The following is a 22,217-nucleotide window of genomic DNA, read 5'->3' on the forward strand; positions in this document are numbered from 1 at the left end:
CTAGACCTGCACGCGCGCTGTGTCAGGTGGGGTTTGCAGCACCTTCTGCATCAGCACCAGGTCCAGCCACCGCCCGGCCTTGCGCCCGACCTCGGCCATCCGCCCTGCCTCGGCATAGCCCAGCGCGGCGTGAAAGGCGACGGCGCCGGGATTGGCGGCGCTGATGCCGGCAACCATCACATGCGCGCCGGCCGCCGCGGCATGGGCCTCGAGCGCGGCCATCAGCGCCCGGCCCAGCCCCCGCCCCCGCGCCGCCGGCGCCAGCAGCACCGTGTGCTCCATCGCATGGACATAGCCCGCGCCGGCGCGAAACTGTCCGTAGGTGGCAAACCCCGCCACGGCGCCCTCACGCTCTCCCACGAAAAATCCCTGCCCCGCCGCCTGGCGCGCCGCGATCAGCCCGGCCACCTCGGCCACGTGCTTTTCCACAGAATTGAAGGTGATCAGCGTGTCGCGGATGACCTGGTTCCAGATCGCCGCCACGGCGGCAGCATCGCCGGGGCCGGCTGCCCGCACCCTCATTCCAGCACGCGCCGGCCCGAGGGCGTGTCGATCACCGCCCTCAGCGCCTTTTCCGGCCCTTCGTGCAACGCCACCATCGGCTCGTCGATCACGCCCCTCAGCGCCTCGCCCAGCGCCACGGCCTCGGGGTGGTGGATGTCGAGCGCCACCAGCCGACAGCCCGCATCGGGCAGGCGCGCCGCCGGATGCGCCACGCCCTGCCATTCGATAAACGCCGGAAACGCGCCGTCAAAGGGCAGCCGCCCATCTTCGGGCACGGCCATGCGCCAGTTCAGCTCTCCCCGGCTCAGCGCCATCGGCCGGCCCGTCCCCGCCGGTGCCGCCGCCAGCGCGGCCTCCAGGCCATTCTCCTCGCAGCGCGCGATCCAGTTGCTCAGCCGCGGCGGGCCCGCGAACCGATCGAGGTCGAACCAGCGCGCGCGCCCCGGCGCGGGCGCCGCCGGGTCGATGGCGATCACCTCCAGATACAGCCCCGGGCCAAGGTGCAGCAGCCGGTTATGGGTGCCCATCGCCGCATGCGCCCCGCCGGGCGCCAGGCCGACGCCCAGAGCGGCCTCGACGGCCGCCACGCCCGCCTCCAGGTTCTCTGCGGCAACCGCCAGATGATCGAGACGCACCATCGCCTTGTCCTTTCCCTCGCTCCCGCACCTGCCCGCCGGGCGCATGCGTCGACGCCCATGCATTGCCTGTCGCCGTCCTCCCGGCAGGACCGGCCGCCAGGCCCCTCCATGCTCTCGCGCGCCCAGGACGGTTTTTCAACCTCCCTGAATGAAAGGCTCTGCTGCGCATGGTCGCGCCGCCGCCGCCCGGCCGAACGGTCCCGGATGCCCTTTCCGGTTCTTCTGGCGGGAAATATCCTCGGGGGGCGTGCCCGGGCCCCGGCCCGGGCGCGGCGGGGGGCAGACAGCCCCCCGTGACGCCCTCTCAGGCCGTGCGCGCCGCGCGGATCAGGCTCAGGATATCCTGCGCCGCCGCGGGAATGTTGGTGCCCGGCCCGAAGATCGCCTTGACCCCCGCCTTTTTCAGAAAATCGTAATCCTGGTGCGGGATCACACCGCCGCAAATCACGATGATATCCTCGGCGCCCTGCGCCTTGAGCGCCTCGATCAGCTTGGGCGCAAGCGTCTTGTGCCCGGCCGCCTGCGACGAGATGCCGACCACGTGCACGTCGTTGTCGACGGCATCCTGCGCCGCCTCTTCGGGGGTCTGGAACAGCGGACCGACATCGACGTCGAAACCGATATCGGCAAAGGCCGTGGCGATCACCTTGGCGCCGCGGTCATGCCCGTCCTGGCCCATCTTGACCACCAGCATCCGCGGCCGCCGCCCCTCGTCCTCGGCAAACGCCTCGACCGATTTCTGGATCGCGGCGAACCCCTCGTCGCCCTCGTAGGCCGCGCCGTAGACGCCGGCCAGTGTCTTGACCTCCGCCCGGTGCCGCCCGAATGCCTTTTCCATCGCCATGCTGATCTCTCCCACCGTGGCGCGCGCGCGGGCGGCCTCGACCGCCAGGCGCAAGAGATTGCCCTCACCGCTCTGCGCGGCCTGCTCCAGATCGGCCAGGGCCGCGTCGCAGGCGGCCTGGTCGCGGCCCGCGCGCAGTTTCTTAAGATGCGCGACCTGGCTATCGCGGACCCTGACGTTGTCCACATCGAGGATGTCGATCTCCTGTTCCTCGTCGAGCCGCCACTTGTTGACGCCGACGATCACCTCGTCGCCGCGGTCGACGCGCGCCTGCCAGCGCGCGGCGGCCTCTTCGATCCTGAGCTTGGGCATGCCGGAGGCCACCGCCTTGGTCATGCCGCCCATCTCGTCGATTTCCTCGATGATCTTCCAGGCCGCGTCGGCCAGATCGGCGGTCAGCTTCTCGACGTAGTACGATCCCGCCAGCGGATCGACGACCTTGGTCACCTTGGTCTCGTTCTGCAGGATCAGCTGGGTGTTGCGCGCGATCCGGGCCGAGAATTCGGTGGGCAGCGCGATGGCCTCGTCAAAAGCGTTGGTGTGCAGCGATTGCGTGCCGCCGAGGACCGCGCTCATCGCCTCGTAGGCGGTGCGGACGATGTTGTTGTAGGGGTCTTGTTCGGCCAGCGAAACGCCCGAGGTCTGGCAGTGGGTGCGCAGCATCAGCGATTTCGGGTTCTTCGGCTCGAACTCGCTCATGATACGGTGCCACAGGAACCGCGCGGCGCGCAGCTTGGCGATTTCCATGAAGAAGTTGGTGCCGATGGCAAAGAAGAACGACAGCCGCCCGGCAAAGGCGTCGACGTCCAGCCCGCGGTCGAGCGCCGCTTTGACGTATTCCTTGCCGTCGGCCAGCGTAAAGGCCAGCTCCTGCACCAGGTTCGCGCCGGCCTCCTGCATGTGGTAGCCGGAGATCGAGATCGAGTTGAACCGCGGCATGTCGGTCGAGGTGAACTCGATGATGTCCGAGATGATGCGCATCGAGGGCTCGGGCGGGTAGATATAGGTGTTGCGCACCATGAACTCTTTGAGGATGTCGTTCTGGATGGTGCCCGACAGCTGCGCCCGGTCGACCCCCTGTTCCTCGCCCGCGACGATGAAATTGGCGAGGATCGGGATCACCGCGCCGTTCATCGTCATCGAGACCGAGATATCGCCCAGCGGGATGCCGTCGAACAACACCTTCATGTCCTCGACGCTGTCGATGGCCACGCCCGCCTTGCCCACGTCGCCCACGACGCGCGGGTGGTCGCTGTCATAGCCGCGATGGGTGGCCAGGTCGAAGGCGACCGACACGCCCTGCTGCCCCGCGGCCAGCGCCTTGCGGTAGAAGGCGTTCGATTCCTCGGCGGTGGAAAAACCCGCATATTGCCGGATCGTCCAGGGCCGGCCGGCATACATGGTGGCCTTCGGGCCGCGGGTGAACGGCGCCTCGCCGGGAACCGCGCCCATATGGGCCAGCCCTTCGGTATCGTCCTCTGTATAAAGCGGCTTGACCGCGATGCCCTCGGGCGTTTGCCAGGTCAGCTCGTCGGGGTTGCGGCCCTTCATTTCCTTCTCGGCCAGCCTGGCCCAGGTCTCTTTCTTGTCGGTCATCGGCAGAGTCCTTTCCTCAGCCCCGCTCAGTCGCGGGTTCGTTCTTCGCTTTCCTGTCCAGCGCGCCTATATGAGGCGGGACAGGAGGTTGTATGAAAATCCGTCTCGTCCTCGGCCTTGTTGCCATGTTGCCCGCGGCAGCCATCGCCGCCGAAGACCCCGGCGCGCTTGCGCGCTGGCAGGCTGACCCGTCCTTGGTGCTGGAGGCCGATGACCTGGAGATCGAGGCGTTCCATTGGCTCGCCCGGCCGGTGGTCGTGTTCGCCGACAGCCCGGCCGACCCGCGATACCGCGAGCAGATGCAATTGCTGACCGCGCGGCTGGACGAACTGGCGGACCGCGACGTGGTCATAATCACCGATACCGACCCCCAGGCGCGTTCACCGCTGCGCCAGAAGTTGCGCCCGCGCGGCTTCATGCTGGTGCTGATCGGCAAGGATGGCGGCGTCAAGCTGCGCAAGCCCTTCCCCTGGGACGTACGCGAGATCACCCGCTCGATCGACAAGACGCCCCTGCGCCAGCAGGAGATCCGCGACCGGGCCGGGGGGGGCGGGTAAAGGGTCACTCCAGACCCTCCGCAAAGCTGAAGCGCGCGCCCTCGGGCAGGCTGGGCACGAACCCCGCCAGCTTGTCGCGCAGCCCCGCCGCCGCCTCGGGCCGGGTGGCGTAGAAGATCACGACCGGCGCCGCGACAAAGCCCTGCGGACCGGTCAGTTCGAGTTCGCCCAGGCGCACCCAGTCCGGCCCGGCGCCCGGGCCCAGCCACCGCTCGTAGACCATCGCCAGGTCGGCGCCGTGCCGCTGGGGCAGCCCGTCGGCCCAGCCGGGCCCCATGCCGGCCTGCCGCGCCGCCAGCGCCTCGGACGAGGCCAAGCCCCACAGGTCGACCACGTAATCGGGGTTGCGGTAGGCCACCCAGCCGATGTCGTTGACCGCCACCGGCGCCGCGATCACCTCTTTCGCGATCCGGCCCAACTGGCGCTGCTGGAGGTAGACCGCGCGCGCCGAGGCCGGCCCCTCGGCCAGCACAAGCGGCAGGTAGGTCGACAGCGGCAGCGCCAGGACGATGGCCGGCATCACCGGCGCGAGGGCCGGCATCCGGTCGCGCCCGGCCAGCGCCCAATAGCCGAAGGCGTAGACCGCCGCGCCGATCAGGAAGACCAGCATGTAATGCTCGTAGCGATAGCTCCAGCCCATCTTGCCGAGGATCAGATGCGCCGGCGCCACCACCATGGCGATCAGCACGATGGGGGCGGTGCGCTTGCGCGTCAGCGGGCGCGCGAATAACAGGCCCAGCCCCACGGCCAGCACGATCAGAACCGTCGCCACCCCCATGGGGCCGAACAGGTTGATCAGAACCCTGTACACCATGGCCTGCATGCCAGAGACGCCCGGAAACTCCATCGACGAAAGCTTGGCCATCACCGAACTGGGCAAGGGCCCGATGCCAAGCGCGGTGAGAAACGCCACGAACCCGGCAAAGGGCAGCACCGCGCCCGCCGTCAGCAACAGCCCCGCCCGGCGCGCCCCCGACAGCAGCAGGTAGGCACAGACCGTCAGCGAGATCGCCAGCCCCTCGGGCCGCAGCAGCGGGCCCAGCACGATCCCCAGCGACAAGAGCCAGCCCACCCGATTGTCACGTGCCAGCACGATGAGGCCCAGCAGGACCATAAGGCTGACCAGCGCATGCAGGCTGTGCTCCATCCCCAGAAAGGCCACGCCGGCCATGTTCAGCGCGACCGGCCCGATCGCGGCCAGCGCCAGGGCCATGCCGGGAAAGCGGCCGAATTCCGACCATGCGATCAGCTTGCCCCAGGCCCAGCCGCAGCCCAGTAGCGCAAGCATGTTGACGAGCGCGGGCAGGTAGCGCTGCACCTCCGTCCCCGCCATCGGTGTCAGCAACAGCGGGTAGAGAACCGATGAATCGGCCGAGGCGAACTCGCCCGGATTCACCCCATAGCCGCCGCCGGCGATCGAGCGGGCCATTTCGAGGTGGATATAGACGTCGTCCAGCGGGTATTCGAACACCCCGCCGGTCTGGATCAGGGCCAGCACCTGAAGGACGATGTAATGCACCAGCCCCGCCAGCGCCGCCCAAAGCGGCAGCGCCGGGCGCCACGTGGCGCGGTCTGGCGTTGCAGGTTGTGCCGTATCGCTCATTCGAACTCCATGATCACGTCATCCACCGCCAGGCTGTCGCCCGCACCGGCATTGATCTTGGTCACGATGGCCTTGCGCTCGGCGCGCAGGATGTTTTCCATCTTCATCGCCTCGACGGTGCAGAGCGCCTGGCCTTCCTGCACTTCTTGGCCCTCTTCCACGTCGACCTTCACGATCAGCCCCGGCATCGGGCAGAGCAGCATCTTGGAGGTGTCGGGCGGAAGCTTTTCGGGCATCAGCGCGGCGAGTTCCGCCTGGCGCGGCGTGTAGACCGACACCCGCATATCCGCGCCGCGATGGCGGACGCGGAACCCGTTCGGTGCCTTGCCGACCTTCAGCACCAACGGTTCGCCGTCGATAGTGAGCCGCGCCAGCGGCTGGCCCGGCGTCCAGGCGGAGGTGACGCGATGGTGATCGCCCTCGTCGAAATGCACGGTCGAGCCCTCGTGATCGGCCTCGATCCTGACCGCGAACCAGACGCCCTGGGCGCAGACCACCCAGTTGTCACCCACATGGCGTTCGTGATTGTCCATCGTCCCGGAGATACGGGCGCGTCGGATCTCGGCGACGCGGAACATCGCCGCCGCGGCCGCCGCAACCTTGCGCAGTTCCGGCGCGGGCAGGTCTACGCCCTCGAACCCCTCGGGATACTCCTCGGCGATGAAGGCGGTTGTGATATCGCCCGAGCAGAATCGCGGATGCTCCATCACCGCCGCAAGAAACGGCAGGTTGTGGCCGATGCCCTCGACCTCGAACGCATCGAGCGCGGTGCGCATCTCCTCGATGGCCTGGTCGCGGGTCGGCCCCCAGGTGCAAAGCTTGGCGATCATCGGGTCATAATACATCGAGATCTCGCCACCCTCGTAGACGCCGGTGTCGTTGCGCACGACGGCCGAGTCGTGGGAGGATTCGGCGGGCGGGCGGTAGCGCGTCAGCCGCCCGATAGAGGGCAGGAAACCGCGATACGGATCTTCGGCGTAAAGCCGGCTTTCCATGGCCCAGCCGTGCAGCTTGACGTCCTTCTGCGCGATCTTCAGCTTTTCACCGGCCGCAACGCGGATCATCTGCTCGACCAGGTCGATGCCGGTGATCAGCTCTGTGACCGGGTGCTCCACCTGGAGGCGGGTGTTCATTTCCAGGAAGTAGAAGTTCTTGTCGCCGTCGACGATGAATTCCACCGTGCCGGCGCTGGCATAGCCCACCGCCTGGGCCAGCGCGACCGCCTGTTCGCCCATCGCCTTGCGCGTCGCGGGGTCGAGGAAGGGCGAGGGCGCCTCTTCGATGACCTTCTGGTTGCGGCGCTGGATCGAACATTCCCGTTCGCCCAGGTAGATGCAGTTGCCGTGCGTGTCGGCCAGCACCTGGATCTCGATATGGCGCGGCTGGGTGACGAATTTCTCGATGAAGATGCGGTCGTCGCCGAAGGAACTGGCCGCCTCGTTCTTGGACGACTGAAAGCCCTCGCGCGCCTCTTCGTCGGTCCAGGCGATGCGCATCCCCTTGCCGCCGCCGCCCGCGGACGCCTTGATCATCACCGGATAGCCGATTTCCTTGGAAATCTTGACCGCCTCGTCGGCGTCCTCGATCAGGCCCATGTAGCCGGGCACGGTCGACACTCCGGCCTCCTGGGCGATCTTTTTAGAGGTGATCTTGTCGCCCATCGCCTCGATGGCATTCGCGGGCGGGCCGATGAACGCGACGCCGGCTTTTTCCAGCGCCTCGGCAAAACGCTTGTTTTCGGACAGGAAACCATAGCCCGGATGCACCGCCTCGGCACCGCTTGCCTTGATCGCCTCCATGACCTTGTCGATCACGATATAGGACTGATTGGCCGGCGGCGGGCCGATATGGATCGCCTCGTCGGCCATTTCCACATGCAGCGCGTTGCGGTCCGCGTCCGAATAGACGGCGACCGTGGCAATCCCCATCTTGCGGGCGGTCTTGATGACTCGGCAGGCGATCTCGCCCCGGTTCGCGATCAGGATCTTGTTAAACATTTCTGTCCCTTCCAGCCTTGGGCCGGGTCGCCTTGGCGCCGGCCGCCATAGAAAAACACCCACCGGCCGCGGGCCGCGCGGCGGTGGGTGTCGCGTGATGTCGGTGGGGCGACGAGACGCCCCGGACAAGCGTGATGTCAGTAGCAGAGGCCTGCGTCGTCGCACAGCGCACCGGCGGCCGCGCCGCCGGCCGCACCGGCGGCCACGTTTTCGTCCAGCAGGTCGGCCACGATGGCCCCGGTCGCCGCGCCGGCAATCGCCCGGTCGCGGTCATTCGACAGGCCGCAGCCCGTGAGAAGAGCGGCGGCAAGTGCCGCGAAAATCGCCTTGTCCATGTCGGACCCCTCCGTATTGCACATGGCGCAAACCTACGCGCAGCACGCGGCACGCAACAGGGGCCGGCCCCGGCACCGGCGGCAGATCGCCGGCCCGGCGAACGCAAAAAATTCGGCCTGCCCACGCGTGGGCGAGGCCGAAGAAATGGGGAAGGGTAACGCCTTGGATCCGGATCGGGACTTGGGGGAAGACCCGCCGAAGCCATGAAAACCGTGACCGATTCCGCCCGCCGGTCAAAGCCCGCCGTGCGGCGCGGCCCGACATGGGCCGTTTCCCGCCAGATCCGCGCCCCTGCAAGCGAGATCATGCCGAAACCTCCCCGTCGAACAGATCGGGAAAACTCGACCTGGCGCAGTCGAGGTCGATCCTGAGGAGCGCTTCGTAGCTTTCCGGGTCAAAGGGCTCTTCCGCGGGCACCACCTCGCGGCCGAAGAACCATGACAAGCGCCCGGCATCGAGATTGCCGCGTTCGAACGGCGCCTCGCCGAAATGGTCCCACAGCGCCAGGAGAAAGCCGGCATCGGCGCGACGATCCGCCGGGCGCCGATCAGCATAGCGTTCACGCGCAACAAGAGGCGTGGCGCCCTTCTTGTTTCCGCGGCGGATGGTGAACTGGAAATCTGTGCCGGGCAGGCGGCTGGGAAAGCCCCGGTGTTTCAGCATCGCGCCCTCCCCCGGCCGTGGGCGCGAGGTGCCGGCGCGGGCGCGATCGCCCGTGCCGGCTTGCGATCAGTATTTGTTGTAGGTCGGCTCCGGCTCGACGGTAGCGACAGGCTCGACATAGACGACCTCTTCTTCCTGCTGTGCGCAGGCCGCGACGAAGGCCACCAGCGAAATGGCGAGAAGGGTCTTAATGCTCTTGGACATCCGGGTCTCCTGTTGTTTGACAAGGCCGGCAACTCGCAATGCCCTGCGAAGCCTGCCTCTTTTCCACTCGAGCCCGCCCGCAGGCGGCCCGTGTCGAGCATAGACCATCGACGCGCGCTTGCACATGGCAAAGACGCAGGCACGCAATGCGCCGCCGTCAAGGAAACGATCGCCAAGGTCGGCATGCTCAGAAGCCCTCCCAGATGCAGCGGTCGCCCTCGGGGCTGTAGGCCTCGAAAAACTGGGTGGCCTCTGGATCTGCGGTGCCGAAGGGCAACGGCCGGTCCGACAGCGAGATCACGATCTGGGACGGGCGGGCACCCAACTCGCTGAGCCGCGGCAGCGCGTAAGCCTCGCACAGATAAGCCATGTCTTCGGCGGCTGTCTCGAAATCCACCGCGCCGCCGTCGCGTGCGATCTCGGGTGCCAGAAAGCGAAAGCGCAGGGTCAGCCCTGTGGGCCCGGGTTCCCCCCAAACGGTTTCGATCAGGCTGACGGGCTGGCCCGACGGCACGTCGATCGTCGCCTGCCCGAGGACCGGGCCGGCGGCAACCGCCACACCGAGAAGGACCGCGCGCACCACCGTCCTAGCCCTCCGGACGCCGCGCGAGACAGTCGATCTCGACCAAAGCGCCGACCGCCAGCGCGGTCACGCCGATGGTCGTGCGCGCCGGGCGCCGGGCGGGCGGGAAGAACGACTGGTAGGTGTCGTTGAACGCCGCGTAGTCACGCTCGAAATCCGTCAGGTAACAGCGGCACTGCACGACATGGGACAGATCGAGGCCCACGCCCCTGAGCACGATGTCGAGGTTTTCCATCACCCGGCGCGTCTGCGCCGCGATGCCCTCGGGCAGCGGCGCGTCGGGGGCGTCCGGGTCGGTCGGCATCTGGCCTGTCAGCATCACCCAGCCATCGGCCTCGACCGCGTGGGAAAACGGTGCGACGGGCCGCGGGCCGCCGGCGATCATGTGGAAAACCGGGCTCATGCGGGCTGCCTTTCCTGCGCGTGGGCCAGCCAGCGCGCGCGATGGGCGGGGCTGGCCAACAACGCCGCGATGCGCGTCTCGGCCCGGGCCTTGGGAAACGGCCGGGCCGCGCGACCGCCTGCGGTCACGACAAGCCCGGCGCCCTCCGCCTCCACCCGTATGACGGGGGAAAACCCCCGGATCTGCTGCAACTCTCGCCACAGGTCCTGGCGTATCTGCTGCGCCAGCCGCCGCTTGCGCGCGGCCGGAAACCCGGCCCGAACCGACAGGTCGAACCGCGCCGGCAGGTGCCGCGCCAGCGTCAGCGCACCCTCCTCGCGCAGGATATGCCAGCCCCCCTGCGCCATGGTCAGAGCGGGATGTTGTCGTGCTTTTTCCACGGCTTCTGCAGCTTCTTGTTGCGCAACGCCGCAAAGGCCCGGCTGACCCGCCGCCGGGTCGACCGCGGCTGGATCACCTCGTCGATAAAGCCGCGCTCGGCCGCCACGAACGGGTTGGCAAAGCGGTCCTCGTATTCCTTTGTGCGCATGGCGATCCTTGCGGGGTCGCCCAGCTCCGATCGGTAGAGGATCTCGGCCGCCCCCTTGGCCCCCATGACCGCGATCTGCGCGGTCGGCCAGGCATAGTTGAAATCGCCGCGCAAATGCTTGGACGACATCACGTCATAGGCCCCGCCATAGGCCTTGCGTGTGATCACGGTCACCTTCGGTACCGTCGCCTCGCCAAAGGCATAAAGCAGCTTGGCACCGTGCTTGATGACGCCGCCGTATTCCTGGCCCGTCCCCGGCAGGAAACCGGGCACGTCCACGAAGGTCAGGATCGGGATCTCGAAACAGTCGCAGAACCGCACGAAACGCGCCGCCTTGCGCGAGCTGTCGATGTCGAGACACCCGGCCAGCACCATCGGCTGGTTCGCCACCACGCCCACCGTGCGGCCTTCCAGACGGATGAAGCCGGTGATGATGTTCTTGGCGAAATCCTCCTGGATCTCGTAGAAATCGCCTTCGTCCGCGACCTTCAGGATCAGCTCCTTCATGTCGTAGGGCATGTTCGGGTTGTCCGGGATCAGGGTATCGAGGCTGATCTCGACCCGCTCGGGGTCATCGAAGAACGGCCGGACGGGCGGCTTTTCGCGGTTGTTGAGCGGCAGCAGGTCGACCAGCCGGCGCACCTCGTACAAGGCCTCGACATCGTTGTCGAAGGCGCCATCGGCGACCGAGCTTTTCCTGGTGTGGGTCGACGCGCCGCCCAATTGCTCGGCGGTCACGACCTCGTTGGTCACGGTCTTGACCACGTCGGGGCCGGTCACGAACATGTAAGAGCTGTCGCGCACCATGAAGATGAAGTCGGTCATCGCCGGCGAATAGACCGCGCCGCCCGCGCAGGGCCCCATGATCACGGAAATCTGCGGGATCACGCCCGACGCCTCGATATTGCGCTGGAACACCTCGGCGTAGCCGGCCAGCGAGGCCACGCCTTCCTGGATCCGCGCGCCGCCCGAGTCGTTCAGCCCGATCACCGGTGCCCCGTTCTGCACCGCCATGTCCATGATCTTGCAGATCTTCTGGGCGTGGGTCTCGCTGAGCGACCCGCCGAAAACGGTGAAATCCTGGCTGAACACGTAAACCATGCGGCCGTTGATCGTGCCCCATCCGGTGACCACCCCGTCGCCATAGGGGCGGCTCTCTTCCATCCCGAAATCGGTGCAGCGATGGGCGACGAACATGTCGAATTCCTCGAACGACCCTTCGTCCAGCAACAGGTCGATGCGTTCGCGCGCGGTCAGCTTGCCCTTGGCGTGCTGGCTTTCGATCCGCCGCTCGCCGCCGCCCATGCGCGCGTTCTCGCGGCGCCGTTCCAGCTCTTGCAGGATATCTTTCATGTGGTTCGCCCCGTTCAAGTTTGCGGCACCCTATCGGTGCAGAGCGCGGGCTCAAAGGAGAATTCGGTAAATTTGCAAATTTTTGACAGGCCGCCCTTGGCGAATTGCAAATCAGCAAAATTGCGGCCCGGGCACTGTCCAATGGACAAGCCGCCCGCTTGGTTCTAACTGACGCTTATGAGCGCCCGGCCAGACGTGCGGCTTTTCGACCGCACGACCCCTCCGCATATCGTCACACTGGTGCTGCTGGCCGGCATCTCGGCACTGTCGATGAACATCTTCCTGCCGTCACTGCCCAACATGACCGAATATTTCGGCACCGATTACCGGCTGATGCAGCTCTCGGTGGCGCTCTACCTCGCGGTGAACGCGGTGCTGCAGATCCTGATCGGCCCGATCTCCGACCGCTACGGCCGCCGCCCGGTCATGCTGGGCTCGATCGCGCTCTTTCTCCTGGCCACGCTGGGCTGCCTGCTGGCGCCCAGCGTCGAGATCTTCCTGCTGTTCCGCATGGCCCAGGCGATCGTCGTCACGGGCATGGTGCTCAGCCGCGCGGTGGTGCGCGACATGGTGCCCGACGCCCAGGCCGCCTCGATGATCGGCTATGTCACGATGGGCATGGCGCTGGTGCCGATGCTGGGCCCGGCGCTGGGCGGTTTTCTTGACGAGGCGTTCGGCTGGAAGGCCAATTTCACGATGCTGTTCGCGGCGGGCGCAGCGATCCTCGCGCTGGCCTGGGCCGACATGGGCGAAACCGCGCGCGGCGGCAGCACGAGCCTTGTCGCCCAGTTCCGCGAATACCCCGAGCTTTTCGGGTCGCGCCGGTTCTGGGGCTATGCGCTGGCCGCCGCCTTCGCCTCGGGCGCGTTCTTCGCCTATCTCGGCGGCGCGCCCTTCGTGGGCAGCGAGGTCTTCGGCCTCTCGCCCTCGGCGCTGGGCCTTTATTTCGCGCTCACCGCGCTCGGCTACATGGCGGGCAATTTCGTCTCGGGCCGCTTTTCGGTGCGCCTCGGCGTCAACCGGATGATCCTGACCGGCACGCTGACGGTCACCGCCGGGATTTTGCTGTCGATCCTTCTGTTCTTGCTGGGCGCCACCCACCCGCTGGCCTTCTTCGGGTTCATGGCCGCGATGGGCCTGGGCAACGGCATGGTCCTGCCCAACGCCACCGCCGGCATGCTGTCGGTGCGCCCGCGGCTGGCCGGCACCGCCAGCGGGCTGGGCGGCGCGATCATGATCGGCGGCGGCGCCGGGCTTTCGGCGCTGGCGGGCGCGCTGCTGGTGCCCGGGCGCGGCCCTTACCCGCTGCTCCTGATCATGCTGGCGACCTCGTTGGCCTCGATCCTGGCCACGCTCTACGTGCTGCACATCAACCGTATCGCCGGGCCCATCGACACCACACCGCCGCCCAGGGCCCGCCCGCCCCGCGCCTGACCCAGGGGCTTCTTCTTGGCCAAAATACCCACGGCGCGCCGGTGCCACGGGCGTTGCGCCCCGGCTTGTGCGCGAGGTTTGCAAAGGCTATCCCCTCACAAAGCAAATCTGCAAAGGCCCCGACATGGCGACCCAGAAACTCTATGCCGGCGTCAAGCTGCGCGAGACCCGCACGCGGCTGGGGCTCACGCAAAAGGATTTCGCCGCGCGGCTGGGCGTCTCGCTGCCCTACCTCAACCAGATGGAAAACAACCACCGCCCGGTCTCGACCGGCGTGGTGCTGGCGCTGGCGCAGGAATTCGGCTTCGATGTCACCGAACTGTCCACCGGCGATGCCGAACGGCTGGTCTCGGATATGCGCGAGGCGCTGGCCGATCCGGTCTTCGCCGACTCCGCCCCGCCGCTGGCCGATCTGCGGCTCGCCGCATCGAACGCGCCGGCACTCGCGCGCGCCTTTCTCGATCTTCACCGCGCCTACCGGCAAAGCCACGAACGCCTCGCCTCGCTCGACGAGGCGCTGGGGCGCGAGGATGCCGCGCTCAGCCCCTCGCCGTGGGAGGAGGTGCGCGACTTCTTCCACTATTGCGACAACTACATCGACGCGGTCGACCGCGCCGCCGAACGCTTCGCCTGCCCCGGCGGGGTGCGCGCCGACCCGGTAGAGCGCGCCCGCGCAGCCCTGGCCGAGGTCGGCGTCGGCGTGGAATACCGCGACGGGCCGGGGCTCAGGGCCTATGATGCCAGGGCGCGCCTGCTGACGCTCAACGCCCGCAGCGCGCCGGCCACCCAGCGCTTTCAGATGCTCCACCAGGTGGCGCTGCTGACCCGCGACAAGCTTTTGCAGGCCACGCTCGACCTTGCCCGGTTCCAGTCCGACGAGGCGCGCGCCATCGCCCGGATCGGGCTGGCCAACTATTTCGCGGGGGCCGCCCTGCTGCCCTACGGCGCCATTCTGGACGCCGCCCGCGAGACCCGTCACGACCTGGAATTGCTGTCGGACCGGTTCGGCGCCTCGGTCGAACAGGTCGCCCACCGGCTGTCGACCCTGCAACGCCCCGGCGCCAAGGGCGTGCCGTTCTTTTTCGTCCGGGTCGATCAGGCCGGCACGATCACCAAGCGCCACTCGGCCACGCGGCTGCAATTCGCGCGTTTCGGCGGCGCCTGCCCGCTTTGGAACGTGCACCGCGCGTTCGAGACGCCCGGCCGCTTCCTGCGGCAGCTGGCCGAGACGCCTGACGGTGTACGCTACCTCAACATCGCCCGTGACGTGTCCAAGCCCGGCGGCGCATGGGGCGCGCCGGTGCGCCGCTTCGCCATCGCGCTGGGCTGCGAGATAAGCCATGCCGCGAACCTGGTCTATGCCGACGACCTCGACCTGACCAAATCGGCCGCCTTCGAACCGATCGGCATTTCCTGCCGCATCTGCGAACGGCGCGAGTGCCACCAGCGGTCGGTGCCGCCGCTGGAACGGCGGCTCAGCGTCGATGCCGACCGGCGCGGCGTGCTGCCCTACGAGATCGCGGAATAGTTTTGACGCAAAGCCGACTTGCGCCCTACCCTTCACCGAAAAGGGAGGGAACGCAGCAATGGAACTGAACGGAACCCGCGTGATCGCGGCGGACCGGGCGACGGTCTGGTCCCACCTCACCGACCCGGACACGCTGCGCGAGGCGATCCCCGGCTGCCAGGAACTGGAGGGCAGCCTGGAGGACGGGTTCACGGCGGTGGTCAAGCAGAAGGTCGGCCCGGTCAGGGCCACGTTCAAAGGCGGGGTCACGATCTCCGACATCGTCGAAACCGAAAGCTACCGGATCGCCGGCGAGGGCAAGGGGGGCGTCGCGGGCTTTGCCAAGGGGCGGGCCGACGTGCGGCTGGCGGATGTCGAGGAGGGCACCGAGCTGAGCTACGACGTCCATGCCGAGGTGGGCGGCAAGCTGGCGCAGCTCGGCTCGCGGCTGATCCATGGCACGGCCCGACGGCTGGCCGATCAGTTCTTCGACCGCTTTCAGGAAATGGTCGAGGGCCCGCCCGAGGACACCGACGACGCGGCCGGCAGCACCCGGGCGGGCTGAGGCGCTCAGTTCACCGCAGCGGCGGCCAGCATCCGGGCGATCTCGTCCTTTAACACCATGCGCTGCTTGCGCATCTCGGTGAGGTGCAAATCGTCGGTGGGCTCGATATCGGTCTCGGCCCGGTGCACCTGGCCATTGATCTCGTGATAGTCTTCGACAAGCTTGGCGAAATGCGCGTCGCGCGCCTTGAGATCGTGGATCGCCTCTGCCTTGTCGGGGAAATCCTCGGCCAGTTCGTGCGGCGTGTTCGTCATTGCGGTGTCCTTCTCCCGGAATTGCCGGACGAGCCTAGACCGCTCGACGGCGGGCCACCTTGACCCCGATCAAACCGGCCCGCCCTCCAGCGCCGCCCCATGCGTCAGGATCACCGGCACGACGAGGTCTTCTTCGTCGATCAGGTGCCGGTCTAGAAAGCCCGCGAATCCGGTCAGGTTGTCGTGCAGCGCCGCGGCCTTGCCCGCCAGCGCGATGGGCTCGGCCCTGAGCACCCGGTTGGTCGCCGTCGCCAGTTCATGCAGCTGCCCGTCGAGCGCCTGATGGTCGGCATCGAGGATGTCAAAGCCCCGCTCCAGCCGCGGCTCAAGCCCCGCGAGGCGCGGGAAATAATGCAGATCCTCGATCCTGTGATGGCCGTGCAGCTCGGTCACCAGCGCCTGCCCCAGCCGCCCGACAAAGCCCAGATTGCGCGGCGCCGCTTCGGTGCGTTGGTCGGCCAGCGCCGCGGCATCCTCGGTCATCCGCGCCAGCAGGTCGCGAAACAGCATGTGCCGGCTCAGCCAGAACCGGGTCAGCCCGTCGAAATTGGCGTCACTCTCCCACAAATCGCGGGGATGCTCGTCAAGCAGCACCTTCAGGGCGTCGGGCAGGCCGGAGCGTCGGTCGAGGGTCATCGTGTCTTTCATGCTGCTGCACATAGCGGCCCGCCGTGGCCGGGCAAGCAGGCCCTGATCACAGCTTGGCGGCGTCGGTCGGCGGGGTCGCCTGCCGCTTCAGCACGGCCTCGCGCCAGGTGATGAAGCTGACCGCCCCGACGATCAACGCACCGCCCAGCACCACCCAGCCGTCCACCGCTTCGCCGAAGGCAAACCACCCCAGCGCCGTGGCCCAGACCAGTTGCAGGAAGGACACCGGCTGGGTCACTGCCAGCGGCGCGGCGCGAAACGCCATGGTCATGGAAAAATGCCCCGCCGTGGCGAAGGCCGCGACCAATAACAGCCAGAACAGCTGGCTCAGCGTCGGCGTGACCCAGACCGCCGCGGCGAAAGGGGCCAGCCCGATCGTGACTGTGATCGACAGCATCGCCACCACCGCCGCCGCGCCCTTGCCGCTGAGGCGGCTGGCCAAAAGGTAGGAGGCGGCGAAAAAGAGCGCGGTGAACAGCATCGCCACATGGCCCGGCGACACCTCGCGAAACCCCGGACGCAGGATGATCAGAACCCCGACGAACGCCACCGCGATGGCCGCGATGCGCCGCGTCGCCAGCTGCTCACCAAAGATCAGCGCCGCGCCGATCGTGACATAGACCGGGTTGAGATAGTTCATCGCCGTGACCTCGGCGATCGGGATCTTCGTCATCGCGTAGAACCAGCAGATCACGCCGGCCGTGTGCGCCGCGCCGCGCCAGGCGTATAGCTTCAGGTCCGACCGGGTCATCGCCGAACGAAACAGCGGCCCGAGCATCGGGATCAGAAATATCAGCCCCAGGAAGTAACGCAAAAACGCCGCCTCGGCCGCGGGCATGTCGCCGCCCACATGTTTGACCACCGCGGTAACGCCGACGAAATTGAGCCCCGTAGCCAGCATCCACAGGATACCGGCGACAGGTCGATGCGCATCCGGAGTGTCACCCTTGTCCGCCATGGCGCCGACTTGATAGCATCGCGCAACCCTCGGCAAGGGGCGCCGCGCGCCCCGCCCGACGAACGGAGCGCATGTGCCCCACCTCTCAGCCCTGACACCTCTCGCGCTGCTGGCCGCGCTGGCGCTTTCGCCGGCCGCGGCCCATGTGCTGGGCGCCGAGGTGCCGCCGGCCGACTGCCCCGCGCCCGCGGCCGAGCCCGAGGTGCCCGGCGCGCTGGTCCAGGAGTTGCTGGTCTGGATCGGCCGGGCCACCGGCTATGACGTGGCCGAGAGCCTGGCCCGACCGCCCGAGATCGACTTTTGCAGCAAAGGCGAGTGGGTCGATTACGAAGACGCCCGGGTACTGGTCGACGACCAACTGCGCGCGGTCTACGACTGGCCCCGACGTCGGGTGCTGATCGTGCGGCCATGGCACGCGGACGCGCCGCGCGACGTCTCTGTCCTGCTGCACGAACTGGTGCACCACGTGCAGCTGCTCAACCGCGATTGGGAGTGCCTGCAGGCGCCCGAGTGGGAGGCCTACAAGCTGCAGGACCGCTGGCTCGCCGAACGCGGCATCGCATCGGGGTTCGACTGGCTGGCGATCTATTTCATGTCGCGCTGCCCACGGGACATACACCCCTGAGGCGCGCGGCCTTGGGGCTGCGCCGATGCACGCGGCCGGCAGGCCCGGCCCCAAAGCACCAGCGCAGCAAGGGCGGCCCCTTCACCGCCTACCGCCGCGGCACCCATTCCTCGATGGTCCGCACCGCCTCTTCGGCAGTCTCCACGTAGCTGAAGAGGTCGAGATCCTCGCGCGCGATGGTGCCGACCTCGGCCAGCGCCTCGAGGTTGATCACCTTCTCCCAGAACTCCCGGCCGAACAGAAGGAAGGGCACCGGTTCCATCCGCCTGGTCTGGATCAGCGTCAGCGCCTCGAACATCTCGTCGAGTGTGCCGAAGCCGCCGGGAAAGATGGCGATGGCCGCGGCGCGCAGCAGGAAATGCATCTTGCGGATGCCGAAATAATGAAAGTTGAAGCAAAGCTCGGGCGTGACGTATTCGTTCGGGGCCTGCTCGTGCGGCAGCACGATGTTCAGCCCGATCGACACGCCGCCGGCATCGGCCGCGCCGCGGTTGCCGGCCTCCATCACGCCCGGCCCGCCGCCGGTGACGATGACGAACCGTCTGCCCTCATGGCCCTGGCTCTTCTCGGTCATGAGCCGGGCAAAGCGGCGCGCCTCGTCGTAGTACCGGGTCAGTTCGGCCAGCGCCGCGGTCCCGGCCTCGTGCTTTTTCGCGGGCTCGGGGATGCGCGCGCCGCCGAACAGCACGATGGTCGACTCCACGCCGTATTCGCTCATCACCAGTTCGGGTTTCAGAAGCTCCAGCTGCAGCCGCACCGGGCGCAGCTCGTCGCGGCACAGGAATTCCGGGTCGGCATAGGCCAGCCGGTAGGAGGCCGAGCGCGTCTGCGGCGTATCGGGGATCTCGCGCGCGGTTTCGATGTCCTGGTGGGCATCGCGCAGAGGGTGTTTTCTGTCTTCTTTCATCGCTTCTGCCTCGCCTGCGATTGCGCGCGGGTTCTTCTGCCACTATAGCCTGACGCCCAGCGACGCCAGCCACGTTTTCAGGGAGACCCCCATGTCCAACGCCCAGCTCGAAGCCGCCATCGAAGCCGCCTGGGAGGCGCGCGAAACGATCACGCCCTCGACCGGCGGCGAGACCCGCGAGGCCATCGAGGACACGCTCAACGCGCTCGACCGGGGCGACCTGCGCGTCGCCGAACGGCAGGAGGGTGGCGACTGGCACGTCAACCAGTGGGCCAAGAAGGCGGTCCTGCTGGGGTTCCGGCTGAAGGACATGGAACAGCAGGACGGCGGCCCCCAGGGCGGCCACTGGTGGGACAAGGTCGACAGCAAGTTCAAGGGCTGGGGCGACAACGAGTGGAAGGCGGCGGGCTTCCGCGCCGTGCCCAACTGCATCGTGCGCAGATCGGCCTTCATCGCGCCCGGCGTGGTCTTGATGCCCTCTTTCGTGAACCTCGGTGCCTACGTGGACGAGGGCACGATGGTCGACACCTGGGCGACCGTCGGCTCCTGCGCGCAGATCGGCAAGGGCGTGCACCTGTCGGGCGGCGTGGGCATCGGCGGCGTGCTGGAGCCGATGCAGGCCGGCCCCACCATCATCGAGGACAACTGCTTCATCGGCGCGCGCTCCGAGGTGGTCGAGGGCTGCATCGTGCGCGAGGGCTCGGTGCTGGGCATGGGCGTCTATATCGGCCAGTCCACCAAGATCGTCGACCGCGAGACCGGCGAGGTGATGTATGGCGAGGTGCCACCCTATTCGGTCGTGGTATCCGGCTCGATGCCGTCGAAGGGCGGCGTCAACCTCTACTGCGCGGTGATCGTGAAGCGGGTGGACGAACAGACCCGGTCGAAAACCGGCATCAACGAGCTTTTGCGTGACTGACAAGCCTAAAAAGCCCCACCACGTCTACACCCTGGTCGTGCAGGTCGGCCGCAAACCCGATGACGGTCTGCCCGAGGGCGCCACCGGTGCGGGGCTGGTCTGCTATGCCTCCGGCGTCGACGAGGCCGAGGCCGTGCGCGAAACCGTGGCGGTGCTGAAACAGGCCGGGCTGGCGCCGCTCGACGTCACCGGCCACGGCACCGCCGACGAACGCCGTGCCGCCGGGCACGAGATCGGTACCGAAGAGTCCGCGCTGATGGCCCGCGCCCTGGCCGAGAACGCCGTTATCGTGGCGCAGATCGAGGCATTCTACGGCGACGACCAGGACGGCTAGACCGCCCCGGCCCAGACGCCGCCCCGCCCCCTCTTCTTCTTGGTCGAAATACCCCGGGGGTCCGGGGGCAGGGCCCCCGGCGCGCCTCATACCGCCTGCGCGACGCCCTGGCCCAGATCGGGCCGCAAACGCTGCACCAGCACGTCTCCGGTCTCCATGATCGTCTTCATCCGCTCTTCCAGCCGGGTCATCTCGGCCATCGCGCCCTTCAGCCCTTCCGTGTCGTCGCCAAAGGCCGCAAGCCCCTCGAACAGCGTCTGGCTGGCCGCGATCTGGGCCTCGGCATTGCCGATCACCGCGCGCAGATCCTCGACCAGCGCCGCCCCGCGCGGGTCGTCGCCCGCCTTTTCCAGCCGCGCGTCGAGATCCGCCACCGCGCCCTCGATCGCGTCGAACCACGCCTGCGACAGCAACGGCTCGCGCTTTGCCCCCAGCATCGCGTCGCGTTCCAGCCGCCGCGCCCCCGAAACCACCCGGTCGATCCGCCCGCGCAGCGCGCCCTGCACCGACACGATGTCGTCGTTTACCGCGACCACCTTCTTGAGCACCTGGTCGAGCTCTCCGACCAGCCGGTTGATCCGGTCGAGAAAGAGGTTGAGATCGTGGGCCAGCGCCCCGAACTCGTCGGCGGTGCGCACATCGGCCCTGTGGTTGAGATCGCCATAGGCCCGCGCCAGCCGCCCCACGGTGGACCGCAGGCCCAAAAGCGGCTCCATCCGGGCCCGCAGGATCAGGAACAACAGCACCGAATGCAGCACGATCTTGCCCACCGCCAGACCCGCGGTCAGCTTGACGTCCTCGAACCAGAGCGCGAAATCGCGCGACAGGTAGTTGCGCACGTTGACCGTGCCCAGAACGTCGCCCACCTGCGCCTCGGTGTGGCAATTCAGACAAAAGCTTTCGGCCGCCACCTGCACCTCGGCCGCCTTGTACCGCCCCTCGGGCCAGGCCTCGACCGACAGCCCCTGGGGGGTAAAGCCAAAACCCGCCTCGATCGAGCGCACGGTCACGTCGGCCGGGGCGATCTCGACCTTGTACCCCAGTTCGTCCCAGTTCTGCTTGAGGATCGGGTACATCGTGCGCGCCGCCACCGGCCCGCCCTCGTTGCGCATGATCGCACGCACGTTCTCGGCCAGGTCCTCGGCCACGACACGCGCGTCATCCTCGCCATTGACCCGGAAATTATAATAGACGAGCGAGGCCTTGAGGGCGAATTCCAGCACCGTGACGGCGAGCAAGACGAGAAAGAAGTCCTTGATCATGTGGATCAGGAACGACTTGTCGAAGCGCCCGATGCTCAGGCTGTCACTCTCGGCCATGGCGGCGTCTCCCCGCGACTGCCGGCATCAACCTAGCGCGCGCCCCCCCAAGAAGTAGGGCTGCCGCAGGTTGCGTGCCGCGGCCCCCGGCAAGGTCCGGGAAAATTCGAACATTCACGGCCAAAATCACCTCACCTCAGGAATTTTTCGCCCCGGCTCAGAGTTGGGCCAAGACCTCGTCGGTGGCCTCGAAATTTGTCGTCACGCGCTGCACGTCGTCGTCGTCTTCGAGCGCGTCCACCAGCTTCATCAGCTTCTGCATCCCTTCGAGGTCCAGCTCGGTCGTGGTCGTTGGCTTCCAGATCAGCTTGGTCGACTCGCTCTCGCCCAGTTCCGCCTCCAGCGCCGTGGCCACCTCGTTGAGGTCGGTATCGGCGCAGATGATGACGTGCCCGTCCTCGGTGCTTTCCGCATCTTCCGCCCCGGCCTCGATCGCGGCCATCATCACCGTGTCGGCATCGCCCACCTCGGCGGGATAGGTCACCTCGCCCTTGCGCTCGAACATGAACCCGACCGATCCTGTCTCGCCCAGGTTTCCGCCGCTCTTGGTAAAGGTCGACCGCACGTTCGACGCGGTGCGGTTGCGATTGTCGGTCATCGCCTCGACGATGACGGCCACGCCGCCCGGCCCGTAGCCCTCATAGCGGATTTCCTCGTAATCCTCGCTCTCGCCGCCGGTGGCCTTCTTGATGGCGCGCTCGATCACGTCCTTGGGCACCGAGCTCGACTTGGCCTCCTTCACGGCCAGCCGCAGGCGCGGGTTTTTCTCGGGGTCGGGGTCGCCCATCTTGGCGGCGACGGTGATCTCCTTGGAAAGCTTCGAGAACAGTTTGGAGCGCGCCGAGTCCTGGCGGTTCTTGCGGTGCTGGATGTTCGCCCATTTGGAATGGCCTGCCATGGAACCCTCTTTGCGGCGTCTGAGTGCAAGTTTGCGTCT

The 22,217-nt window shown here is 67.5% G+C and carries 25 protein-coding genes; 7 read left to right on the plus strand and 18 right to left on the minus strand.

What is annotated here, in order from left to right; genetic code table 11:
- From Ga0609869_RS03135 to scpA, 3 genes are all read right to left on the minus strand, one after another.
- On the minus strand, positions 1–522 hold the full coding sequence (locus tag Ga0609869_RS03135; protein WP_125407875.1) for a GNAT family N-acetyltransferase: 522 nt from the start codon (positions 520–522) through the stop codon (positions 1–3).
- Positions 519–1,142, minus strand: coding sequence for a VOC family protein (locus Ga0609869_RS03140; RefSeq protein WP_125407873.1), 624 nt, complete (start codon positions 1,140–1,142; stop codon positions 519–521). Before Ga0609869_RS03140 ends, Ga0609869_RS03135 begins: the two co-directional genes overlap by 4 nt.
- Before the next feature lie 304 nt (positions 1,143–1,446).
- The gene (scpA, locus tag Ga0609869_RS03145) at positions 1,447–3,582 is read right to left on the minus strand and encodes a methylmalonyl-CoA mutase (protein ID WP_125407871.1); all 2,136 of its coding nucleotides are present in this window, start codon (positions 3,580–3,582) and stop codon (positions 1,447–1,449) included.
- A gap of 92 nt (positions 3,583–3,674) precedes the next feature.
- Here scpA and Ga0609869_RS03150 point away from each other — a divergent pair, with 92 nt between their 5' ends.
- On the plus strand, positions 3,675–4,139 hold the full coding sequence (locus Ga0609869_RS03150) for a DUF4174 domain-containing protein (protein WP_125407869.1): 465 nt from the start codon (positions 3,675–3,677) through the stop codon (positions 4,137–4,139).
- A 4-nt stretch (positions 4,140–4,143) separates the two neighbouring features.
- Here Ga0609869_RS03150 and Ga0609869_RS03155 read toward each other — a convergent pair whose 3' ends face one another.
- From Ga0609869_RS03155 to Ga0609869_RS03195, 9 genes are all read right to left on the minus strand, one after another.
- Entirely contained in the window at positions 4,144–5,742 is a 1,599-nt protein-coding gene (locus Ga0609869_RS03155; RefSeq protein ID WP_125407867.1) for a DUF8728 domain-containing protein, read from the minus strand.
- Positions 5,739–7,739, minus strand: coding sequence for an acetyl-CoA carboxylase biotin carboxylase subunit (locus Ga0609869_RS03160; RefSeq protein ID WP_125407865.1), 2,001 nt, complete (start codon positions 7,737–7,739; stop codon positions 5,739–5,741). Before Ga0609869_RS03160 ends, Ga0609869_RS03155 begins: the two co-directional genes overlap by 4 nt.
- 137 nt (positions 7,740–7,876) lie before the next feature.
- Positions 7,877–8,074 carry a hypothetical protein gene (locus Ga0609869_RS03165; protein WP_125407863.1) on the minus strand — a complete coding sequence of 66 codons (198 nt, stop codon included), beginning with the start codon at positions 8,072–8,074 and terminating at the stop codon, positions 7,877–7,879.
- A 304-nt stretch (positions 8,075–8,378) separates the two neighbouring features.
- A complete protein-coding gene (locus Ga0609869_RS03170) occupies positions 8,379–8,738 on the minus strand; it encodes a hypothetical protein (RefSeq protein WP_125407861.1) in 360 nt (119 codons plus the stop codon).
- A gap of 66 nt (positions 8,739–8,804) precedes the next feature.
- Entirely contained in the window at positions 8,805–8,942 is a 138-nt protein-coding gene (locus Ga0609869_RS03175) for a hypothetical protein (RefSeq protein ID WP_170168859.1), read from the minus strand.
- A gap of 187 nt (positions 8,943–9,129) precedes the next feature.
- On the minus strand, positions 9,130–9,522 hold the full coding sequence (locus tag Ga0609869_RS03180; RefSeq protein ID WP_245972404.1) for a DUF6497 family protein: 393 nt from the start codon (positions 9,520–9,522) through the stop codon (positions 9,130–9,132).
- A gap of 7 nt (positions 9,523–9,529) precedes the next feature.
- Entirely contained in the window at positions 9,530–9,928 is a 399-nt protein-coding gene (locus Ga0609869_RS03185) for a RidA family protein (protein WP_211336839.1), read from the minus strand.
- Positions 9,925–10,308: a hypothetical protein gene (locus Ga0609869_RS03190; RefSeq protein ID WP_369022833.1), complete on the minus strand. Its 384-nt coding sequence runs from the start codon at positions 10,306–10,308 to the stop codon at positions 9,925–9,927. Before Ga0609869_RS03190 ends, Ga0609869_RS03185 begins: the two co-directional genes overlap by 4 nt.
- Complete coding sequence (locus Ga0609869_RS03195) at positions 10,278–11,810, minus strand: acyl-CoA carboxylase subunit beta (RefSeq protein ID WP_125407857.1); 1,533 nt, start codon at positions 11,808–11,810, stop codon at positions 10,278–10,280. The genes Ga0609869_RS03190 and Ga0609869_RS03195 overlap by 31 nt, the downstream gene beginning before the upstream one ends.
- Positions 11,811–11,987: 177 nt before the next feature.
- Here Ga0609869_RS03195 and Ga0609869_RS03200 point away from each other — a divergent pair, with 177 nt between their 5' ends.
- The 3 genes from Ga0609869_RS03200 (at position 11,988) to Ga0609869_RS03210 (ending at position 15,316) form a co-directional block, all read left to right on the plus strand.
- A complete protein-coding gene (locus Ga0609869_RS03200) occupies positions 11,988–13,244 on the plus strand; it encodes a multidrug effflux MFS transporter (protein ID WP_125407855.1) in 1,257 nt (418 codons plus the stop codon).
- Between the two features lie 124 nt (positions 13,245–13,368).
- Positions 13,369–14,772 (plus strand): helix-turn-helix domain-containing protein, encoded by a 1,404-nt coding sequence (locus Ga0609869_RS03205; RefSeq protein ID WP_125407853.1) that lies wholly within the window; start codon positions 13,369–13,371, stop codon positions 14,770–14,772.
- Positions 14,773–14,830: 58 nt separating this feature from the next.
- The gene (locus tag Ga0609869_RS03210; protein WP_125407851.1) at positions 14,831–15,316 is read left to right on the plus strand and encodes an SRPBCC family protein; all 486 of its coding nucleotides are present in this window, start codon (positions 14,831–14,833) and stop codon (positions 15,314–15,316) included.
- A gap of 5 nt (positions 15,317–15,321) precedes the next feature.
- On the opposite strand, the gene Ga0609869_RS03215 is transcribed toward Ga0609869_RS03210, so the two are convergent.
- The 3 genes from Ga0609869_RS03215 to Ga0609869_RS03225 form a co-directional block, all read right to left on the minus strand.
- Positions 15,322–15,570: an HP1242/YdcH family protein gene (locus Ga0609869_RS03215; protein WP_125407849.1), complete on the minus strand. Its 249-nt coding sequence runs from the start codon at positions 15,568–15,570 to the stop codon at positions 15,322–15,324.
- 69 nt (positions 15,571–15,639) lie between these two features.
- Complete coding sequence (locus tag Ga0609869_RS03220) at positions 15,640–16,218, minus strand: hemerythrin domain-containing protein (protein WP_125407847.1); 579 nt, start codon at positions 16,216–16,218, stop codon at positions 15,640–15,642.
- Between the two features lie 46 nt (positions 16,219–16,264).
- Positions 16,265–17,176, minus strand: coding sequence for a DMT family transporter (locus tag Ga0609869_RS03225; RefSeq protein ID WP_245972376.1), 912 nt, complete (start codon positions 17,174–17,176; stop codon positions 16,265–16,267).
- A 73-nt stretch (positions 17,177–17,249) separates the two neighbouring features.
- On the opposite strand from Ga0609869_RS03225, the gene Ga0609869_RS03230 reads away from it, so the two are divergent.
- The gene (locus tag Ga0609869_RS03230) at positions 17,250–17,801 is read left to right on the plus strand and encodes a DUF6647 family protein (protein ID WP_125407845.1); all 552 of its coding nucleotides are present in this window, start codon (positions 17,250–17,252) and stop codon (positions 17,799–17,801) included.
- Between the two features lie 88 nt (positions 17,802–17,889).
- On the opposite strand, the gene Ga0609869_RS03235 is transcribed toward Ga0609869_RS03230, so the two are convergent.
- The gene (locus tag Ga0609869_RS03235) at positions 17,890–18,708 is read right to left on the minus strand and encodes an LOG family protein (RefSeq protein ID WP_125407843.1); all 819 of its coding nucleotides are present in this window, start codon (positions 18,706–18,708) and stop codon (positions 17,890–17,892) included.
- Positions 18,709–18,799: 91 nt separating this feature from the next.
- Here Ga0609869_RS03235 and dapD point away from each other — a divergent pair, with 91 nt between their 5' ends.
- Both dapD and Ga0609869_RS03245 read left to right on the plus strand, forming a co-directional pair.
- Positions 18,800–19,627: a 2,3,4,5-tetrahydropyridine-2,6-dicarboxylate N-succinyltransferase gene (gene dapD / locus Ga0609869_RS03240; protein ID WP_125407841.1), complete on the plus strand. Its 828-nt coding sequence runs from the start codon at positions 18,800–18,802 to the stop codon at positions 19,625–19,627.
- Positions 19,620–19,961 carry a DUF8846 family protein gene (locus tag Ga0609869_RS03245; RefSeq protein WP_125407839.1) on the plus strand — a complete coding sequence of 114 codons (342 nt, stop codon included), beginning with the start codon at positions 19,620–19,622 and terminating at the stop codon, positions 19,959–19,961. Before dapD ends, Ga0609869_RS03245 begins: the two co-directional genes overlap by 8 nt.
- An 86-nt stretch (positions 19,962–20,047) precedes the next feature.
- Here the strand turns inward: Ga0609869_RS03245 and Ga0609869_RS03250 are convergent, their stop codons facing one another.
- Complete coding sequence (locus Ga0609869_RS03250) at positions 20,048–21,280, minus strand: HAMP domain-containing protein (RefSeq protein ID WP_125407837.1); 1,233 nt, start codon at positions 21,278–21,280, stop codon at positions 20,048–20,050.
- 157 nt (positions 21,281–21,437) lie between these two features.
- On the minus strand, positions 21,438–22,178 hold the full coding sequence (locus tag Ga0609869_RS03255; RefSeq protein WP_125407835.1) for a YebC/PmpR family DNA-binding transcriptional regulator: 741 nt from the start codon (positions 22,176–22,178) through the stop codon (positions 21,438–21,440).
- Positions 22,179–22,217: the final 39 nt, after the last annotated feature.

It is taken from the genome of Rhodovulum iodosum, from assembly GCF_041020385.1.
Taxonomy (GTDB): Bacteria; Pseudomonadota; Alphaproteobacteria; order Rhodobacterales; family Rhodobacteraceae; genus Rhodovulum; species Rhodovulum iodosum.

What these genes read in the sequence shown, in the direction of transcription:
- Ga0609869_RS03135 (WP_125407875.1), bottom strand. Translation starts at nt 522, where the DNA reads ATGAGGGTGCGGGCAGCCGGCCCCGGCGATGCTGCCGCCGTGGCGGCG.
- Ga0609869_RS03140 (WP_125407873.1), bottom strand. Translation starts at nt 1,142, where the DNA reads ATGGTGCGTCTCGATCATCTGGCGGTTGCCGCAGAGAACCTGGAGGCG.
- scpA (WP_125407871.1), bottom strand. Translation starts at nt 3,582, where the DNA reads ATGACCGACAAGAAAGAGACCTGGGCCAGGCTGGCCGAGAAGGAAATG.
- Ga0609869_RS03150 (WP_125407869.1), top strand. Translation starts at nt 3,675, where the DNA reads ATGAAAATCCGTCTCGTCCTCGGCCTTGTTGCCATGTTGCCCGCGGCA.
- Ga0609869_RS03155 (WP_125407867.1), bottom strand. Translation starts at nt 5,742, where the DNA reads ATGAGCGATACGGCACAACCTGCAACGCCAGACCGCGCCACGTGGCGC.
- Ga0609869_RS03160 (WP_125407865.1), bottom strand. Translation starts at nt 7,739, where the DNA reads ATGTTTAACAAGATCCTGATCGCGAACCGGGGCGAGATCGCCTGCCGA.
- Ga0609869_RS03165 (WP_125407863.1), bottom strand. Translation starts at nt 8,074, where the DNA reads ATGGACAAGGCGATTTTCGCGGCACTTGCCGCCGCTCTTCTCACGGGC.
- Ga0609869_RS03170 (WP_125407861.1), bottom strand. Translation starts at nt 8,738, where the DNA reads ATGCTGAAACACCGGGGCTTTCCCAGCCGCCTGCCCGGCACAGATTTC.
- Ga0609869_RS03175 (WP_170168859.1), bottom strand. Translation starts at nt 8,942, where the DNA reads ATGTCCAAGAGCATTAAGACCCTTCTCGCCATTTCGCTGGTGGCCTTC.
- Ga0609869_RS03185 (WP_211336839.1), bottom strand. Translation starts at nt 9,928, where the DNA reads ATGAGCCCGGTTTTCCACATGATCGCCGGCGGCCCGCGGCCCGTCGCA.
- Ga0609869_RS03195 (WP_125407857.1), bottom strand. Translation starts at nt 11,810, where the DNA reads ATGAAAGATATCCTGCAAGAGCTGGAACGGCGCCGCGAGAACGCGCGC.
- Ga0609869_RS03200 (WP_125407855.1), top strand. Translation starts at nt 11,988, where the DNA reads ATGAGCGCCCGGCCAGACGTGCGGCTTTTCGACCGCACGACCCCTCCG.
- Ga0609869_RS03205 (WP_125407853.1), top strand. Translation starts at nt 13,369, where the DNA reads ATGGCGACCCAGAAACTCTATGCCGGCGTCAAGCTGCGCGAGACCCGC.
- Ga0609869_RS03210 (WP_125407851.1), top strand. Translation starts at nt 14,831, where the DNA reads ATGGAACTGAACGGAACCCGCGTGATCGCGGCGGACCGGGCGACGGTC.
- Ga0609869_RS03215 (WP_125407849.1), bottom strand. Translation starts at nt 15,570, where the DNA reads ATGACGAACACGCCGCACGAACTGGCCGAGGATTTCCCCGACAAGGCA.
- Ga0609869_RS03220 (WP_125407847.1), bottom strand. Translation starts at nt 16,218, where the DNA reads ATGAAAGACACGATGACCCTCGACCGACGCTCCGGCCTGCCCGACGCC.
- Ga0609869_RS03225 (WP_245972376.1), bottom strand. Translation starts at nt 17,176, where the DNA reads ATGGCGGACAAGGGTGACACTCCGGATGCGCATCGACCTGTCGCCGGT.
- Ga0609869_RS03235 (WP_125407843.1), bottom strand. Translation starts at nt 18,708, where the DNA reads ATGAAAGAAGACAGAAAACACCCTCTGCGCGATGCCCACCAGGACATC.
- dapD (WP_125407841.1), top strand. Translation starts at nt 18,800, where the DNA reads ATGTCCAACGCCCAGCTCGAAGCCGCCATCGAAGCCGCCTGGGAGGCG.
- Ga0609869_RS03250 (WP_125407837.1), bottom strand. Translation starts at nt 21,280, where the DNA reads ATGGCCGAGAGTGACAGCCTGAGCATCGGGCGCTTCGACAAGTCGTTC.
- Ga0609869_RS03255 (WP_125407835.1), bottom strand. Translation starts at nt 22,178, where the DNA reads ATGGCAGGCCATTCCAAATGGGCGAACATCCAGCACCGCAAGAACCGC.